The 19,315-nt window shown below is 38.1% G+C and carries 14 protein-coding genes; 2 read left to right on the top strand and 12 right to left on the bottom strand.

Annotation, left to right across the window (positions count from 1 at the left end; translation table 11 throughout):
- Positions 1-12 precede the first annotated feature (12 nt).
- Positions 13-459, top strand: coding sequence for a KTSC domain-containing protein (locus tag SOP96_RS17735; RefSeq protein ID WP_326322227.1), 447 nt, complete (start codon positions 13-15; stop codon positions 457-459).
- 283 nt (positions 460-742) lie between these two features.
- Here the strand turns inward: SOP96_RS17735 and SOP96_RS17730 are convergent, their stop codons facing one another.
- The 4 genes from SOP96_RS17730 to SOP96_RS17715 all read right to left on the bottom strand — a co-directional run bounded on the left by SOP96_RS17730 (position 743) and on the right by SOP96_RS17715 (position 7,093).
- Positions 743-3,958 (bottom strand): efflux RND transporter permease subunit, encoded by a 3,216-nt coding sequence (locus SOP96_RS17730; protein WP_326322226.1) that lies wholly within the window; start codon positions 3,956-3,958, stop codon positions 743-745.
- A 7-nt stretch (positions 3,959-3,965) separates the two neighbouring features.
- A complete protein-coding gene (locus tag SOP96_RS17725; RefSeq protein WP_326322225.1) occupies positions 3,966-5,027 on the bottom strand; it encodes an efflux RND transporter periplasmic adaptor subunit in 1,062 nt (353 codons plus the stop codon).
- Positions 5,028-5,036: 9 nt separating this feature from the next.
- A complete protein-coding gene (locus tag SOP96_RS17720) occupies positions 5,037-6,404 on the bottom strand; it encodes a TolC family protein (RefSeq protein ID WP_326322224.1) in 1,368 nt (455 codons plus the stop codon).
- A 95-nt stretch (positions 6,405-6,499) separates the two neighbouring features.
- Positions 6,500-7,093 (bottom strand): TetR/AcrR family transcriptional regulator, encoded by a 594-nt coding sequence (locus SOP96_RS17715; RefSeq protein WP_326322223.1) that lies wholly within the window; start codon positions 7,091-7,093, stop codon positions 6,500-6,502.
- A 182-nt stretch (positions 7,094-7,275) separates the two neighbouring features.
- On the opposite strand from SOP96_RS17715, the gene SOP96_RS17710 reads away from it, so the two are divergent.
- Positions 7,276-11,199: a DUF7948 domain-containing protein gene (locus tag SOP96_RS17710; RefSeq protein WP_326322222.1), complete on the top strand. Its 3,924-nt coding sequence runs from the start codon at positions 7,276-7,278 to the stop codon at positions 11,197-11,199.
- Between the two features lie 34 nt (positions 11,200-11,233).
- On the opposite strand, the gene SOP96_RS17705 is transcribed toward SOP96_RS17710, so the two are convergent.
- The 8 genes from SOP96_RS17705 to recQ all read right to left on the bottom strand — a co-directional run bounded on the left by SOP96_RS17705 (position 11,234) and on the right by recQ (position 19,282).
- Positions 11,234-12,058: a CvfB family protein gene (locus tag SOP96_RS17705; protein ID WP_326322221.1), complete on the bottom strand. Its 825-nt coding sequence runs from the start codon at positions 12,056-12,058 to the stop codon at positions 11,234-11,236.
- 120 nt (positions 12,059-12,178) lie between these two features.
- Positions 12,179-13,030, bottom strand: coding sequence for a DUF4476 domain-containing protein (locus SOP96_RS17700; protein ID WP_326322220.1), 852 nt, complete (start codon positions 13,028-13,030; stop codon positions 12,179-12,181).
- 98 nt (positions 13,031-13,128) lie between these two features.
- The gene (lpdA, locus tag SOP96_RS17695; RefSeq protein ID WP_326322219.1) at positions 13,129-14,532 is read right to left on the bottom strand and encodes a dihydrolipoyl dehydrogenase; all 1,404 of its coding nucleotides are present in this window, start codon (positions 14,530-14,532) and stop codon (positions 13,129-13,131) included.
- A gap of 128 nt (positions 14,533-14,660) precedes the next feature.
- Complete coding sequence (locus SOP96_RS17690) at positions 14,661-14,987, bottom strand: hypothetical protein (protein ID WP_326322218.1); 327 nt, start codon at positions 14,985-14,987, stop codon at positions 14,661-14,663.
- 45 nt (positions 14,988-15,032) lie between these two features.
- A complete protein-coding gene (locus tag SOP96_RS17685) occupies positions 15,033-15,383 on the bottom strand; it encodes a hypothetical protein (protein WP_326322217.1) in 351 nt (116 codons plus the stop codon).
- Positions 15,384-15,446: 63 nt separating this feature from the next.
- Positions 15,447-16,526, bottom strand: a complete 1,080-nt coding sequence (locus SOP96_RS17680; RefSeq protein WP_326322216.1) for a glycosyltransferase — start codon at positions 16,524-16,526, stop codon at positions 15,447-15,449.
- 10 nt (positions 16,527-16,536) lie between these two features.
- Positions 16,537-17,091, bottom strand: a complete 555-nt coding sequence (locus SOP96_RS17675) for a hypothetical protein (protein ID WP_326322215.1) — start codon at positions 17,089-17,091, stop codon at positions 16,537-16,539.
- Positions 17,078-19,282, bottom strand: a complete 2,205-nt coding sequence (recQ, locus tag SOP96_RS17670; RefSeq protein ID WP_326322214.1) for a DNA helicase RecQ — start codon at positions 19,280-19,282, stop codon at positions 17,078-17,080. The genes SOP96_RS17675 and recQ overlap by 14 nt, the downstream gene beginning before the upstream one ends.
- Positions 19,283-19,315: the final 33 nt, after the last annotated feature.

Raw genomic sequence — 19,315 nt, 5'->3', positions numbered from 1 at the left:
GATCCAACCATAATGAAAAAATTAGGCGAATACAGAAAGCTTCTTGAAGTCGATAAAAATGTGACACTGAAAGAACTGAAAACCATTTACAGGAATACGATGAAAGATACGCATCCTGACAAATTCATCAATGATGAAGCCGGTAAACTGGAAGCGGAAGAAAAAAGCAAGTCGGTGATTGAAGCCTATCATTTTCTGGTGAGCATCAATCCTGAGACTCAGGAAAAATACAAAGAAGAGTACACGGAAACTACCACAACTTCCAACATTCAGGATTTTTACCTTGAGAAATCAACTCTTACGATTCAGCATCTGAACGGTAACATCTATGAATATCTGGGTGTTCCGAGAAATACGTATATCAAAATGGTGAATGCAGATTCTCCAAGCCGTTTTGCAAGAAGACACATCTACGGCAGCTTTGTATACCGGAAGGCAGGCGAAGTAATGGCAGATTAATTTTTAAGATGTAACAATATATAAAGCTTTCGGATTATTTCGGAGGCTTTTTTGTTGGATGAATTTTAATCTTAACTGAAGAATTACAAAGTTTTTAAAATTATCGAAAATATTTTTTGTTCGCAAGGACTGAGCTATGTTCGTAAACTTTCAGTTTATACTCAGCGATTGAGCATTGATGTTATTATTATCATTTGCGATTGCTTCTTCGCTTCGCACATCATAATGACAAAAAAGCGCACCATTTCTGATACGCTTTTTCGGTTAATTAAAGATTGTTATATTAGTCTAAATGTTTCGGGGTATATCCGTCTTCACTTAAATCTCTGTGTTCATAATCTGCTTTCATTTCAGCATCATAGTCTACTTTTTCTCCCATCTTGGTTCCAAAAATTCTATTGAATAATCGGCTGAAGAAATTTATAGTGGATTCCATAAGTGAATAAACTACCGGTACAATAATCAGGGTAAGGAATAGAGACGATGTTAAACCACCAATAACTACCCATGCCAGACCTTTGTTCATTTCCGCCCCGGCTCCTGTTGCCAATGCGATTGGTAACATCCCAAAGATCATCGCAATCGTTGTCATCAAAATCGGACGAAGACGTGCGTGGTTAGCCTGTATCAAAGCATCGTGCGTTGTGGCTCCGGCTTCTTTTCTCGCGTTGGTAAAGTCGACGATCAGAATCGCGTTCTTTGCAACGAGACCAATCAGCATGATCATCCCCAACATCGTGAAAATATTCAGTGAATTGGCTGTTAGAGCAAGAATTACCATTACCCCGATCATCGCCAATGGAATGGAGAACAATACCACAAACGGATATACGAAACTGTCATATAAGGAAACCATAACCAGGTAAACCAATACGATAGCCGCCAATAAAGCGATACCCAACGTACCGAAACCTTCCTGCTGGTTTTCCATGTCCCCGCTCCAGATGTAATCTACTCCTGCAGGCTTGTTTTTGCCATCCATAAATTGGTTTGCCCATTCATTGGCAACATCTCCTACAGGTCTACCCACAGCTTTTGCTCTTACTTTTACGGAAGGCGATTTATCTCTACGTTCAAGCAAGCTCGGTCCTGAACCCATCTTAACATCGGCAAACTGGCTCAAACGGATCTGCTGTCCCTGCGAATTGGTGAACATTAAATTTCTCACATCATCAATAGACTGTCTGCTGGCGTCAGCAAAACGGATATTGATATCATATTCATATTCCCCGGCCCTGAATTTTCCGTCTGTATTTCCGTTGAATGCCGTCTGCATTGTTTGTCCTACGCTGGAAAGGTTTAAGCCTAAAGAAGCCATTTTATCTCTGTCAATATTTACCTGAACTTCCGGATTTCCGGTGTCGGTAGATAATTCTGCATCCACCGCTCCCGGTACTTTTTTAAGAAGAGCTAAAATTCTGGTTGCTTCTTTTACTGCTGTTTCATTATCCGGAGCGGTTACCACCATTTCGATCGGAGCATTTTCAGCTCCGAGGATTCCGATTGGAGCGGTTTTAAATTCAACGCCGGTAAATTTTTCTTCTAAGGCTCTTTTAATTTTTGCCGCTTTGATGTTGGTGCTTTCAGAACGTTCGGATTTATCCGTTAAATTTACCTGAACTTCCGACTGGTAGGTTGTAGCCTGTGCTCCACCGAAACCGGTTGACTGCTGCCCTACTGTTGTAATAAGATCTACCACATCTTTATCGTTTCTCAAAAATTTCTCAACATCTAAAGTTAACTGGTTTGTTTTTTCAACCGTTGCATCTTTTGGTAATTCCATCTGGACAAGGAACTGTCCTCTGTCGATCGGCGGGAAGAATTCACCCCCGATAAATCCGAATGCTACCAGCATGAAAGAAGAAATTAAAACAATGAAGGTAATTACTACCGTAGAAATTCTTCGTAATGTAGTTTTTAGACACCATTCCAGAATTCCTGTAATCCAGTGCGTGAATCTTTCGATCATTCCTTCAAACCAAAGAATGAATTTTTCGAACCAGTTTTTACCTGTTAAGTGCTCCAGCTTACCGAATCTTGAAGATAACCATGGAATAATGGTAAATGAAGCCAGCAATGATAATAAGGTTGCAATTACTACCGTGACGCAGAACTGCGCCAAAATATTAGCTACCAACCCTGAACTCATCGCAATCGGGAGGAATACCACCACAATTACCAACGTAATTGCCGCAACCGTAAACCCGATCTCCGAAGCTCCGTCATATGCTGCACGGATCTTGCTTTTTCCCATCTCCATGTGACGGTAAATATTTTCCAGTACTACGATCGCATCATCCACCAGGATACCTACCACGAGCGAAAGCCCCAGTAAACTCATCAGGTTCAGCGTGTAGCCCATAAAATAAATTCCAATAAACGTAGCAATAAGAGATGCCGGGATCGAAACCATTACAATGAATGCATTTCTTATGCTGTGAAGAAATAATAGCATCACAATGGCTACGAGGATGATCGCCAGGAATAAGTCAAAAATAACGTGGTTGGCAGATTCCAGAGTAAACTCTGTAGTATCGTTTACCACTTTTACTTTTACACCCTGCATTTTATAGGTTTCTTCTACGGTTTGAATGGTTTTCTGAACGCTTTCGGAAACCGTTACGGCATTCGCATCAGATTGTTTTTTAACCTGCATTAAGATGGTAGGAAACTGATTGAACCTCGCTACTTTTTCCACATCTTTCTGGGAATCGAAAACCGTTGCAATATCAGATAACCGTACCTGTGCACCGTTTTTATTGGAAACCACAAGGTTATTCATTTCCTCAACTGATCTGTATTTTCCTGATAATCTGATGGTAGATTTTGTGCTTCTTGTTTTAATACTACCTGTAGGGAAATCAAGGTTTGAAGAAAGGATTGCCTGCTGTACGTCTCCGATTGAAAGACCATACCCCTGCAGTTTCTTTTCATCAAGATTCACCTGGATTTCTCTTTCCTGTCCGCCTACAAGATCAACCTGTGCCACACCGTTTACACGGGAGAAAATTGGTTCTATTTTTTTATCTAAAAGGTCATATAGATCCTTATTGTTCAATTTATCTGATGAAACACTCATCGTGATGATGGGTAAATCATCGAGCGAGAATTTATTCAGGGACGGTGCATCCACATCATCCGGAAGGTCAGCAAGGATAGCATTAACCTTTCTCTGAGCATCATTTAAAGCATAATCTACATCGGCTCCGTCATTCAGCTGCACCATGATTACGGATAAGCTTTCATAGGAAGAAGATTCTACTTTTTTCACATTTTCCAAAGAACCAACGGCATCTTCAATCTTTCGGGTAACTGAGGTTTCCACCTCTGCAGGCGAAGCTCCGGGATATACCGTAGAAATCGTTACCATATTGGTTTCAAACTTCGGAATCAATTCGTATCCCAGGAGTGTGTAACTCAGGATACCTCCCAACGTAAGAATCGTAAACAATACGATCACCAACGATGGTCTTTTAATCGATATTTCTGCTAACTTCATAGAATTTCTACTTTATGATATTTACTTTAGAACCATTATCTAAGTTGATCTGTCCGCTGGTTACTACCTGTTCTCCACCATTCAGTCCGCTTAAAACCTGAACTTTATCACCATACACTTTTCCAATGGTTACTTTGATCAGTTTTGCAACACCATTCTGAACAACAAATAATTGTCCGGAACTTACCCCGTTTACAAAGGCTTCTGCAGGAACGGTAAGGATATTCTGAGTTTCTGCGCCATTGTTGGTTTTAAATGTTGCCGTGGCATACATCCCCGCTTTCAGGTTACCTTTGTTCTGAACTTCAATTTCCACAGGGAAATTTAAAGATGCGTCACTTTTTGGTGCAATGAAGGTAATCCTACCTACAAAAGAATCTTCAGGAAGAACATTTACTTTGATAGGAACTTCCTGCCCGATCTGAATTTTCCCAATCTGGCTTTCATCCACTAAAACTGAAAGCTTTAATGAGTTGATATTTACGATTTCAAATAAAGCTGTACCCGGTGCTACTACCATTCCCGGCTCCACCATTTTCTTATTGATGGTACCGCTGATTCCTGCGCGTACGCTGGTATCATTTATTTTAACCCCCTGCGCACGAACTGCTGCCTGTGCATTTTTAAGCTGAAGCCTTGAGTTATCAAGCTGCTGTTTGGTAACCCCTCCGGTTTTGAAAGCATTTTCGTAACGCTGATTGTCGATAATCGCATTCTGCAAATTGTTTTGTGCCTGAGTGACATCTACTTCGATGGCATCTTTTTTAATGGTAGCCAAAACCTGTCCTGCACCAACTCTGGACCCTTCTTTTACCAGAACGCTTACAATTCTTCCTGAGATTTCAGAAGATTGTTTAGATTCCTGTTTTGGAATGAATGTTCCGTTGGCCGTATAATTTGTATCTATATTTTCTCTGGAAACGGTAATCACATTCACGTTGATCTTATCAACCTGCTTGGCTACTTCTTTTACTTCCTGAGTCTGCTTTTCTTTATTTCCAGCAATTTTGTACGCCGCTAAACCGATCAGTACAGCAGCCACGATAATATATATTAGAGTTTTTTTCATTGTAGTTTATTATGGGTTTTGTAATGTGTTTAATTGTCCTTTTGCTTTGATTAATTTAATTTCAGCCTGTTTATAATCTAATAAAGCATTTGCATAATTCTGCTTAGCCTGGGTAAGGGCATTTTCAGCATCCAGCACTTCGGTGAGCGTTGCAAGGCCGTATTGATAATTGGATTGTGTATTTTTCTGAACTCTTTCTGCAAGGCCAACATTATCCTTCGTGCTCTCGATATTGATGATGGCATTCTCCATATTGCTGATCGCATTTTTATAATCAAGGTCGAGGCTTTCTTTGGTATTGTTGATATCCTGATCAAGATCCTGAATATCGATTTCTGCCTGCTGAATCTGCGCTCTTGTAGCTCCTCCGGAGAAAATCGGAATTTTTATGGCCAGACCTATAGATGCATAATCACTCCAGTTGGTTCCCTGCGCACTTCCCGTAAAATACGGAAATTTATTGCCAAGACCCTGCCATCCATAGTTTGCCTGAAGGCCAACCGTTGGATACAGCAAAGCTTCGGTTGCTTTTTTATTATATTGTAGAAGTTCTTTCTGCTTGTTCAGTACTTTGATTTCTGAACGGTTTTCTATATTGGCAGCAGTATCTAATAGCGCTGTATTGGGCTCAATGGTTTTTTCTTCCAGCTCGATGGGTGTGCTGATGGGAATTCCCATGTAAAATTTAAGCGCATTTTTTGAAACTTCCACCGCATTTACCAGCTGTTGCCTGTTTGACCCGATGTTGGTAAGCTGAACGTTGGTACGGTCAAGATCAATCGATTTTGCAAGTCCGTTATCAACTAAACTTTTGATTACGTTTCTCACTCTTTCCGTGTTGGCATAGCTTGCTTCTACGGTTTTAAGGTTCTCTTCCTGAACAAATACCTGATAATAAGCTGTGGCTACATTCTCGATGATCTGTTCGTTAGTCAGTTGAGAATTAAGCAAATAAAATTCTCTTGTAGATTTGGCAGCTTTTAATCCTGTAAAAACTCTTTGGTCGAAAATATTCTGATACAGTGACACCGAATTTACCGACTGCCATTTTGTACCGAAAGTTACAGGCACCAATTGTCCGGGCATCCCGATGATTTCTCCCGGAAGTACGGAGGTCTGAAGAATCGGATTAAAAGTATTGCTGATGTTGGCACTGATCTGCGGAAGGGCTCCGGCTCTGGCCTCATCAATTTTGTACTCAGCTTTTTTTACCTGTAAAGCAGCTTTTTTAGCTTCCGCTTTATTTTGGAGTGCCTGTTTGATGGCCTCCTGTAGGGAAACCTGCTGCTGTGCAGACAGTGATGAAAAGCCGAAAATCATAAATGCAGCGGCTATTCCTATCTTTAGCTTTTGTGCAGTTATTCGTTTTCTTTTCATAATTTTATACTTCGTTTATTTTTTTAATGTAATTGCTGTTGCTTTAGTTTTTATTTCTAAAAGACGATTCATTTTTTAAAATACTTTAACATTTTTTAATTTTTAAATAACATATTTAAAATAATGTCTTTTCGTTCGGAAATAATTCTATCGAATTCTACTTCGTCAATCATTAGGTTTTCCATTAATAAAGGCCTTACGGCACTTGGAAAGACCAATAATGAAATCATATTGAGAACAAACTGAATGGGTGCCATTTTTTCAATATTCCCAAGTTCCATTTCTGCTTCTACTTCTTTATAGAGCTTTTTCAGCTCGTCTTCTTCAATATCTTTTTTGTGGCAGTTTCCTTTGTTGATCTGCGAAACAATATAGGTTTCCAGATATGGGTTCTGAAGGCTTGTAGACAAACTTCCTTCAATAAACTGCCCGATCTTTTCCTTGAATGGCAAATCGGAGTTCATAATGATTTCAGATTTTTCGTGCTCTACTTTCTGCGCTTCATCAAAAATAATCTGGATCAAATTATCTCTTGATCTGAAATAGTAGTTGATTAGTGTCCTGTTGACCCCGGCTTCATCGGCAATCTCCTGAGTGGTGGCATCAAACTTCCCTTTCACAAAGAACAGATTCTTCGCAGTTTCCTTGATTAATTCCTGTGTTTGATCTTTTTTTGGTTGATTTGACATTTTTGTTAAACAAATTTGTGCAAATATAAATCAATCAAATGTTTTGACAAAATTGTTAAACAAAATAATTAAGATAAAAATTATGATATGCATCATATTTTAACATAATAGAAACCGTATTAATTAGTTTTAATCTCATAGAGATCACGATTTTATTATATTTGCCGGAAAATTAGTAACCCATGCGAAAATCAGCTTTTCTCTTAGCTTTTCTCTTTTACACGCTGCTTATCTCCCAGAGGAAAGATTATCAAAACAAAGAATATTTATTTTATGAAAATAAAGGTCAGATTATTGACCAGGATGGAAATGCAAATCCAAGTGTAAAATATCTTTTTCATTCTGCGGGATTAAATGTACAGCTTAAAAAAAACGGGTTTTCGTATGATGTGTATGAAACGGTTAAGACTGCAAATCCGAATTCTTTAAAATACAAAAATGAAAACGCTCTTGTTTCAAAAAAAAATATTAACGATGAATTTATATATGAAAATCAGTTTCACCGTATAGATATTGAATTGCTAAATTCTAATGAGAACGCATCGATAACTGCAGAAGGAAGATCTCCTGATTACAGCAATTATTATAATATTCCGGGCAAATCAGAAGGGGTTGCTCATGTTCATCGCTATCAAAAAATTTTATACAATAATATATATCCTAATATCGATTTGGTTTTTTTTAAACCAGAAGATGTTTTAAAGCCCATAGAGTATAATTTCATTATAAAACCCGGGGGAAAAATCTCTGATATTAAAATGAAATTTAATGGTGCTTCTACGTCAATTAAGGATAATAAACTTTTGATGAAAGTCCGCTTCGGGGAAATGTATGAAGACATTCCAACAAGCTGGATTGTAGGAAATAAAAAAGAAAATATTGATGTTTCTTTTAAACATCTTGGTGACCAGGTTTTTGGGTTTAACAGCCCTGTTGATATTTCAGATAGAACTATCGTTATTGATCCAGTTCCTACGAGAATATGGGGAAGCTATGCGGGGGGCTTTGGTGAAGATTATGGAAGAATTAAAACAGATTCTCAAAATACAGGATATCTTTACGGCACAACAGCAAGTGCAACTAATATTTCAACTTCGGGCGCTTATCAACAAAATATTCTTGCTGCGTTTGATGCTTTCTTAATGAAGATTACTAAAACCGGACAACGATTATGGAGTACGTATTTCGGGAGTATAAAAGATGATTCATTCAATGATGTTGCGTTTGATGAAAATTATAATATTTATGCGGCAGGTACAGTTCTCAGACAAGGAAGTAATCAAGATGCTTTATTAACTAAATTTGATGCTAACGGTGGTTTAATTTATAAAAAGGATTTCATCGGAAATTCAATTGAAGAACTATATACGGTTTCATACAATAATAATCAGGTTTTTCTTGGAGGAGATACAATGAGTCCCAATTTTCCTACTTTAAATGCTCCACAACCTACAAAACTCAGTCCCAGTGGATATTCAGATGGTTATATTGTAACTCTGGATGCCTTAACAGGCAATACACTTCGATCCACATTCTTTGGCGCAACAGATCATTCTACTTCTATCTTCAATATATTTTCTTCTACAGGAAGCGACCTTGAAGTTATTGGGGCAACCCGTTCTCCTAACATTCCTATGATCAGCCCGTTTCAATCTACTTTCGGAGGCGTAACTGACGGATTATATCTAAAGTTTTCGAAAAGTACAGGTACCTTACTGCGATCCAGCTATTTTGGAAATTCAATGCAGGATTATGTTTGGGAAGCTAGAATCATTAACAATACTCTGATATTAGCGGGTGAGTTTCCTAATCCTAACGGATCGGTTTACGGACCGGCAGGAATATGGAGAATAGATCTGAACACAAACACAATTGCAAAAACTAATTTTTCTATTTTATACCAAGTCCAGTTAACAGCCTATATTGATACTGTAGGAAATGTGTTTTTCTCGGGATTATCTGATCATATTCATCAGGCAGGCATTGCTACCCCTAATGCGTATATGGAAGATACAGGTCCATACCTAAAAACATTTATGATAAAGTACGATTCCAATAATGTAAAGCAATGGGGAACTTTTTATGGAGGAAACGGAGGAACGCAACTGGGAACTGTTACAAAAGATAACGAGGGTTATATTTATTTTACAGGAATGTCTAGTAATAATACTACAGGAATTGCAACTCCCGGAACATTTCAACAACAGGGAGGACACCCTTCCAATGATATATTCATTGCAAAGTTTCAGGATTGTACATCTTCCGGTGTCGTAAATTCCAATTCTCCTGTATGCGTTAATTCAGCCATTCAACTCAATGCAACTGGCGGAACAACTTATAACTGGACCGGGCCAAACGGGTTTACATCCACACAACAAAACCCTTCTATCCCGAATGCAACCACTACAAATGCAGGAACTTATACATGCCAGATTACAGGTTCTGGGGCCTGCGATGGAATTTTCACTGTAAATGTAGTTGTAGGTGATACAGCCGCACCCGTTCCTAATACAGCAACACTTCTAACCATTACTGGAGACTGTCACACTGTAATTTCAACAATCCCTACAGCCACAGACAATTGCACCGGCATCATTACAGCCACTACAACAGATCCTCTTTCCTACTCTCTTCCCGGAACTTATGTTATTCACTGGAATTATAATGACGGAAACGGAAATATTTCATCACAAAATCAAAATATAATCGTAACTGCACCGGCCATACCTACTACTTCAAACCCACAGCAAACTTTCTGCGCTAGCAATCACCCAACTATTTCAAATATCCAGATCACAGGACAGAATATCAAATGGTATGATGCAGCAGGAAATATTTTAACCACCACCACAGCACTTGTAAACGGACAAACATACTACGCTTCACAAACTGTTAACGGCTGCGAAAGTAATAAGACAGCTGTTCTGGTAACCGTTAACGAAACTCCCAAACCAACAGGAAACCCGGCTCAGGATTTCTGTGCATCATCCAATCCTAAATTATCTAATTTAATTATTGCCGGAACTTCATTACTATTCTATGATGCTGCAGGAAATGTATTACCTGTAACGACTCCTTTGGTTCATGGCGTAACCTATTTTGCAACACAGACTTTAAATAATTGTGAATCTGAAAAACTTGGTATTTCGGTAACTTTATCAACCAATAATGTTCCTGCCAATGATTATTCTGCGACTATATGTAATAGCTCAACCGCAAATTCAATGTTGGTAAACCTTACTTCTTATCAGTCTCAGATCATAGTCAATCCCGGAATATATACTTTTACATACACCGATGATCTTGGAAATCCTATTGCCAACCCATCGAATTATGCTTTAAACGTAGGTTCCACAGTTATCCACGTAAAAGTTACTACAGCAGACGGATGTTTTACCGTAGTGAGGTTAAGCCTTACCTTAAACCCCAAACCTGTATTGGAACTCCCTGAAAAAATTGAATTCTGTAAAGGCAAAACCGTAACACTGGACGCCGGAAGCGGCTTTGCATCCTATTTATGGAGTACGGGAGCTACCACCCAAACCATTACAGTTTCTGCTGCAGGAAATTATTCTGTAACGGTAAGCAATAATTTCGGATGCCAGAGTAGTGACCAGGTTCAGGCAAGTTATGTCGTATTGCCGGAAATTACGGCTGTAACCGTTAACAATGGAACAGCAACAGTGGCACTTTCTGCTCCCGGTAATTTTGAATATTCCCTGGATAATTTTACATGGCAGAATTCAAACATATTTAGCAATTTAGGCATCGGCGAGTATATAGTGTATGTACGAACCAAAGAAGGCTGTTTTATCGGGCAGAAACCTTTTTCGATTTTCAACATTCCCAATGCTTTTACGCCGAATGGTGACGGATACAATGATCAATGGAAAATTACCGGACTGGAAAACTACCCGGGAACCGAAGTAAATGTGTATGATCGAAGAGGATTACCTGTTTTCAAAGAAGTAATCTTGAAAAAACCTCTGGAATGGGACGGCAAACTTAACGGAAGCCCTGTTTCTACAGGAAATTACTGGTACACCATAAAAGTTTCCGACGGTAGAATTTACACTGGCTGGCTGATGGTGAAGAATAGAGAGTAACAAAAAAGAGCAGAAAATTCTGCTCTTTTTTGTTTTATAATAATTTGATTTTATCGTCAAGGATATCAATAATTTTATCCTTATACAATCCGCCGATGGCTTTTTTGAAATTCTTCTTACTCATCTGGAGCTCATCTTTGATCTCTTCAGGAGACGACTGATCGGAAATGTACAGGAGACCGTAATTTTCTTCCAGTTTATCCAGAATTTTCTTTTTAAACTCATCAATATTTTCAAATCCTTCAGGCTGCAATGAGACATCTATTTTTCCATCTTCACGGATGGCTTTAATGTAACCGGTTTCTTCGGATAAAGGATATAGCTTTTTGAAAACATCAGAAGTGTAAATAAGACCAATATATTTTTTATTGATGACTACATTCCAGCCGAGTTCACTTTCATTCATCATGATAAGATCTACTTTATCTCCTTTCTTGAAAGGCAGATCCTGGTATTGCGGATTTCTTTTAAACTTTGTAGTTCCGGTTATCAATTCAAGGTCTTCATCAACATAAATGTGTACAAGATATCTTTTTCCTTCTACAATTTTTGTTTTCTGCTGCTTGTACGGGACGAAAAGATCTTTAATAATTCCCCAATCCATAAAAGCACCGCTCGGAAGACTCTGCACACAGCTCATGACGGCAAATTCCCCTACCTCTGCCAAAGGAATTTCTGTAGTAGCTTTCAGTTTGCTGTCATCCTGATACACAAAAACTTCAATTTCGTCATCTATTTCTTTGTCTTCCTGAATGAAAATCTTCGGTAAAAAAGCCTTTTCCCCAGATTCATCCGTTAAGATCCATCCTGAATTATTTATATCTGAAATTTTTAAAGTCTGAGTTTTTCCGAGTTGCATTGATGATAAAATTAGTCGGTAAAGGTACGGAAATATAAGCCGAACTTGCAAAAATGAAAAATGGACAGAAAAAGAGGAAAAACTTCCCTCTTTAGTCGAACATATATTTAAATCAAATGTTTATAATTTAGAAATATAATCCATTAATTCTCTCCTGCTGCTTTCAAAATCCAATGCTTCTCCAACAATAAAATACTTTTGCTTATCCACACATTTCGGAAATAATAATTTGGCTAAAGCCAGTTTATTTTTATCAAAGCTCAGCTCTTTCACCAGAACGGCAATCTGTTCCGAGGTAAACATGGCGTGACGGCCCTGCTGATTGATAAATGCCAGTTTTTTGTCATCAAACCACGCTCTGTCTTTCATCGTATCCATAAACTCCTGAAATGTCTGGTTGTCCATTACATCAGGATAATTTATATTTCCGCTGTTTCCGTAAGGATTGTTCCAGACATCATTCCAGCTGTTAAAACCGTAAGACTGCACAGGATAAGAATCCAGCAGAAACAACCCTTCATTGGTGAAAAAATCAAGCACCAGCCTGCTGTTGTTTCTTACATTCAGGGTAGTCCTGTACAATAAATAGCCGCTTTCATAGATGGAGATGGGCATTCTTCCTGCCGGAAGGTCAAAAAACCTGAATTTCCCTGAATTGTTTGAAATAAACTGATCGCCGATTTCCACGCTGAAAAATCCCTGCTCGGGAATCCTGAGAAAAACTTCGGAATACCCATATTCCTGGTTCCATCGGTATTGTGGATTCTTGATTCTGAAACCATTATTTCCCGGGCTTCCCTGATTTCTGAAACCAGAATTATTTTTAGTTTTTACATCTGATTTTTTGCTATTTACAGATCCGATTTCAGTTTTTGAAGCTTCATTTCTCAGGAGTTCTCCTGCTTTTCCTGCTTCCTGTGCAAACGAACTGGCTGCAAAAAGAAGCAGAACACTTATACATATACTTTTCATAACAGTTGTATTAAAGGCATTACTAATAAAAAAGAGAGGCCAATGCCTCTCCCTAATTTACAAATATTTTTAAATGTTTGAATTTTTTTAATTCAATATTACATATGAATCGGCCTTTTTGCCGTAGCATCCAATGCCGCTTCTTTGATGGCTTCCGCATAGGTTGGGTGTGCGTGCGAACTTCTTGCAATATCTTCTGCGCTTGCCCGGAATTCCATAGCAATTACTCCTTCTGCGATAAGGTCTGCCGCTCTTGCTCCTACAATGTGCATTCCTAACACCTCATCTGTTTTTTCATCGGCGATAATTTTCACCAAACCATCTACATCACCACTTGCACGGCTTCTTCCTAAAGCTCTCATCGGGAAAGATCCAACTTTATAAGCAATGCCTTCTTCTTTCAATTGCTCCTCGGTTCTACCTACTCCGGCAACTTCCGGCCATGTGTAAACAACCCCCGGAATTAAATTATAATTGATGTGAGGCTTTTGTCCTGCCAACGTTTCAGCAACAAAAACGCCTTCCTCTTCTGCTTTGTGAGCAAGCATAGCCCCTTTAATAACGTCTCCGATAGCGTAGATGTTGGCAACATTTGTCTGAAGGTGATCGTTTACTTTTACTCTTCCTCTTTCGTCAAGCTCAACACCTGCTTTTTCAAGACCAAGCCCATCTGTGTAAGGCCTTCTTCCTACAGAAACCAGACAATAATCTCCTTCAACCGTTACTTCCTCTCCTTTTTTATCTTTTGCAGTAATTTTCACGGTATCTCCGTTTCTTTCCACTGCAGAAACAGCTGTAGAAAGCATGAATTTCATGCCCTGCTTTTTAAGAACTTTCGTTAATTCTTTACTTAACGCTCCGTCCATGGTAGGAATAATTTTATCCATAAATTCAACAACGGTAACCTGAGCGCCTAATCTTAAATACACCGAACCTAATTCAAGGCCGATTACTCCGCCTCCGATTACTACCAGATGCTTAGGAATTTCTTTAAGGTTTAATGCTTCCGTGGAAGTAATTACTCTTTCTTTGTCCAACGTGATGAAAGGCAAAGATGAAGGCTTGGAACCTGTTGCAATAATGGTATATTTAGATTCGATCGTTTCTGTGGAACCGTCATTTTTGGTTACTTTGATCTGAGTTGCAGATTCGAAGCTTCCGACTCCTTCAAAAACAGTGATTTTGTTTTTGTTCATCAGGTAGCTGATTCCGTCTGTGTTTTGTTTGATGACCTCATTTTTACGCTCGATCATTCTTGCGATATCAGCCTGAGGCTCGTTGATAATGATTCCGTGACCTGCAAAATTGTGCTTTGCATTTTCGAAATGCTCAGAGCTGTCTAAAAGCGCTTTCGACGGAATACAACCCACGTTAAGACAAGTTCCTCCCAAAGTAGGGTATTTTTCAATAATTGCTGTTGTGAAACCTAATTGTGCAGCACGGATTGCAGCAACGTAACCACCAGGACCGGAACCGATTACGGTAACATCGAATTGACTCATGTTATTTTATGAATTTGTTTATTATTAACTTTCTTATGCTTACAAATTTAACGATTTATTACCACGTGAGAAAGTGAGATTTGTCAAATTTTTGAGAGGGGAATTTAAATAAATAGAAAGATCTTCTGTTATCTATTTGCATTTATCCATACAATAACTGCAAGAAAAATCAACCCCATTCCAATTTTAACTCCTCCTAAAACAATAAATGCTATTCCCGAAACAATAACTGCAGTGCCAACAATATATAGTAAAATACTAATAATGCGACTGTGCTTATTTTTCTTTTTTAATATTTTTTGTTTTTCACTATAAATATCTTTAATTACTTCATCAACATCTTGCTGATTGTAACCTTCCTGAATGATTAGACGATTAATATATTTCTCATTATAATTTTGAGAGAGATAAGTTTTGTACTTACTGTATATTTCTTTTTTTAATTCGGTATTCATGTTTTTATTCAATTTTACAGTTATTAGTTTATATGTTGGACAACTTTACAAATCCACTATCAATTTCCCTTGTCCGAATTCTCCTTTGCTCTCAAAAAACGAACCTCCGTAAACGTACCATTCAAGGCTTTCCAGATATTCTAATGCATTTTCTGGAGTAATTTGCGGACGGTCTTTTTTGGAGACGATTCCTTTGTACCATTTTCCGGATTTGGAGAAGCTTTCATATTCAACAAAATAGCGAATCCATATTCTCTGGCAAAGTTTACACTGCTGAATGCTTACTTCCGCATGTCTTCCGTTCGTTTTATCGATTCCCAGTTCTGAACTTCTGAATTCTGTATAAGTTGAAGTCGGCTTTTCGCAGGCACATCCCAGTTTTTGGATTTTAATCATTATTAATTGTTTTCTGAATTTAAAAGTCCAAAATTAGAAATATTAGCTGAATAATAAAGACTGTTATTTCATCAGATCAAGCAAAACCTTTTCGTACTGATTTAAAATAATCTCTTTGGAAAATCGTGATTTTATTGAATTTTTAATGGCTTCGTTTTCATGATTTTCATGAAGGATTTTCATGATTTTTTGGGAAAAATCTTCATAATTTTCGATGTCGGAAACTTCACCGTTGATTTCATTTTGTATGATTTCGTTAATGCCACCCGGACAATTATTGGCCAGAGAGTAGGTTCCGCACGCTCCCGCTTCCAGCAAAACATTGGGAAAACCTTCATACCTTGACGACAGAATAAAAAGATCTGCATATTTCAGGAATTCATATGGATTTTCTTGTCTGCCATGGAAAATGATGTGTTCAAGATCCAGGAAATCTTTCATCTGATGCAGCATTTCGCGGTCTTTCCCGTCTCCCAGAATGTGAAGCAGGATATTTTCATTTTTCAGCCTGGAAAAAACTTTCAGCAGATTATCAAAACCTTTTCTTGCCGATAAATTTCCAATAGCGACAACGTTTTTATAGCCGTATTTAAAGCATTCCGGTTTATGAGAAGTTTTAATTTTTCCATCAATAAAATCAAAATCAACAGGATTGTTTATTTTAACGATTTTGGAAGGTTTTATTTTGAAATTAACAATCAGATCATTCTTCATATCATCGCTTTGCGCAATGATTGCATTATAATTGTTATAGAAATTGTAGAAAAATTTAATCTCTTTTCTGGTAACGTGCTGGGATACAACATTGGTTTCCCTTGCAATGAATTTTGTTTTGGGAAAAACTTTTATGAATAAAGACAAATAAGCATTCACTTCTCCGTATCCCGAAAACACAATATCCGGCTTTCTACGGTAAATTTCCCTGAGAATGGGTTTTAAGGAATGTCTGATTCTTTCCGTATTAACATCAATGATTTCAACATCTTCTTTTAAAATACCGAGATAACCGCCCTGTTTCCGCAAAAGCAAAATCTTGGGTTCAAAACGATCTCGTGAGAGATGATTTGCAATGGTGGTAACAATCCTTTCTGCACCCCCGGTTTCAAGATCCGGCAGAATAAATATGACAGAAATCTTTTTCATCTATGTAAAATTAGTAAAAAGTTTTGTTAACCTTTAAACCAAGCTCCTCAAAAATGGGAATAATTTCATTAATATTTTCAACACTTAAAAAAGCATACTTATCTTCCTTAAAATTCATTCCGTTTCTCCTGAAGAAAGAAAATACTTCGTCATTCTTACCAAAGATATTTTCAGGTTCGCCGAAAATTATGTTACCAAAAAAGCGGCCATTCATCTCAGCATTAATCTGATCAACTTCATAAAGGCTTTTCTGCCATACAATTTTGCTTTCCGATGATTTTGCAATAAATATCCTTTGGTTTGTAATGAAGTAACGGTTGTTTTTAATATCGAAATATTTTAAAATCCATCTAAAAAAAGCCAGATAAAGTCCGATTCCGAGCATAGCTAAACCAAAGAAAACAAGCGGAGCTCTACTGAAAATAAAAAATAGGGAAATAAACAAATAGAAAAATGAAAAAAGAATTCTGAGCTTTTCTGTTGTATTAAAAAAGAAACTCTTCCTTGGAAGAATTTCTTTTTTTATTATTTCATTATTGTTTAAAAGCATTTTAGTTGGCAACATCGCTGATGAATTTTATTCTCAACATTCTTACCTCTTCATCAGAAAGTTCATCCCCGAACTCATCCAGCAGCACTTTCATGCTGTCGCTTTCAGATTCGTTCATGAATTCCATAAAACCATCGACAATATCTTCGTCAAAATTATCTTCAATATAATAATCGATATTCAGCTTGGTTCCCTGATAAACGATTCGCTCCATTTCTTTGAGCAGCTCGTCCATCGAAAGATTCTTGGCTCTGGCAATATCTTCAAGATCGATCTTCTTATCCGTACTCTGAATGATGAAAACTTTGTGGCTGGATTTATTGGCCACCTGCTTCAGTACCATATCCTGAGTACGCTCGATATTATTATCCTCTACATATTTACTAATAAAATCTGCAAACTCTTTCCCGTATTTTCTGGCTTTTCCTTCACCGACGCCGTAGATTTTTCCAATTTCTTCCACCGTTATGGGATATTGCACGGTCATATCTTCCAGGCTTGGATCCATAAAAACCGTGTAAGGCGGAATTCCGTGCTTTTTGGCAACTTTTTTCCTTAATTCTTTTAGCTGATTGAATAAATTCTGGTCCAATCCTCCACCCGACTGCATCTGCACCTGATCGCTCTCCGCTTTTGTCTGGGTAAGATCAAACTCCCGGTCTTCGGCGATGAGGAAAGAATGTTCCAGCTTTCCGTCTAATACCAGCTTTCCTTTTTCAGCAATCTTTAAAACACCGTAGGTTTCAATATCTTTCTGCAAAAAATTCTGAACCGTCGCCTGTCTTAAAATCGTTTTCCAGTGATTGTCTTTTTCCTCTTTTCCAAAACCAAAATAAGAGCTTTGTTCCAGCTTATAGGATTTTGTAACCGCCGTTTCTTTTCCGGCAATAATGGAAATTAAATCTTTCGCTTTGAATTTTTCTCCTGTATCCCTGATCAATTCAAGAACTTTTTCCAGATCGTTTGTAGCATCCTTTAATTTCGGAGGGTTTGATGAGTTATCGCACATCATTGCGCCGTCTCCGTTTACCGGATCAAAGTTTTCTCCGAAATAGTATAAAATATATTGTCTCCTGCTCATGGAAGTTTCGGCGTAGCCTACAACTTCATTAAGAAGCTGCAGCCCGATTTCTCTTTCCGAAACAGGTTTCTGAGCGAGGAACTTTTCCAATTTTTCAATGTCTTTCGGATCGTAAAATGCCAGACAATGGCCTTCTCCGCCGTCGCGACCTGCTCTTCCCGTTTCCTGATAATAGCTTTCCAGCGATTTTGGGAAATCATAATGAATGACAAAACGCACATCCGGCTTATCAATTCCCATCCCGAATGCGATGGTAGCAACAATCACGTCAACCTCTTCCATCAAAAATTTATCCTGATTAGCTACCCGTACTTTCTGGTCAAGTCCTGCGTGATAAGGTAGAGCATTGATTCCGTTTACCTGAAGAAGCTGGGCAAACTCTTCCACTTTACGCCGGCTCAGGCAATAGACGATTCCTGATTTTCCTTTATGCTGATTGATGAATTTTACGATTTCCTTATCTACATTTACTTTCGGGCGTACTTCATAGTAAAGATTCGGTCTGTTGAAGCTTTCCTTGAAAACCAGAGCATTCGTCATCCCCAATGTTTTCTGAATATCATCCTGAACTTTTGGGGTGGCAGTTGCCGTAAGGGCTATTACCGGAACATCGGCAATTTTATCAATAATGGATTTGAGGTTTCTGTATTCCGGCCTGAAATCATGTCCCCATTCTGAAATGCAGTGGGCTTCGTCTATGGCGAAAAAAGATATTTTCACTTCCTTCAGGAAATCCAGGTAATCTTCTTTGATTAGAGATTCCGGAGCTACATAAAGAAGTTTTGTTTTACCGCTTTTTATATCGTCGAAAACCTGTTTGGTCTGTGTTTTATTTAGTGATGAATTTAACACATGGGCTACTCCGCTATCAGATGAAAGTCCGTTCACCGCATCCACCTGGTTTTTCATCAACGCTATCAAAGGCGACACCACAATGGCCGTACCTTCGGAAATAAGTGCCGGAAGCTGGTAGCATAAAGATTTTCCACCTCCGGTAGGCATTAAAACAAATATATCTTTTCCATTCAGAAGGCTTTCAATAATTTGTTCCTGCTGCCCTTTAAAAGTAGAAAATCCGAAATATTTTTTCAATTCGCCCGATAAATTGGCTTTTTTTGCGCTCATCTAATTTTATTGCTAAATTTGCATCTAATCCAA

The sequence above is a fragment of the Chryseobacterium salviniae genome (assembly GCF_035819015.1).
Lineage (GTDB): Bacteria > Bacteroidota > Bacteroidia > Flavobacteriales > Weeksellaceae > Chryseobacterium > Chryseobacterium salviniae.
The sequence above is the reverse complement of the archived record's forward strand: the minus strand, read 5'-3'. Positions and strand labels throughout refer to the sequence as shown.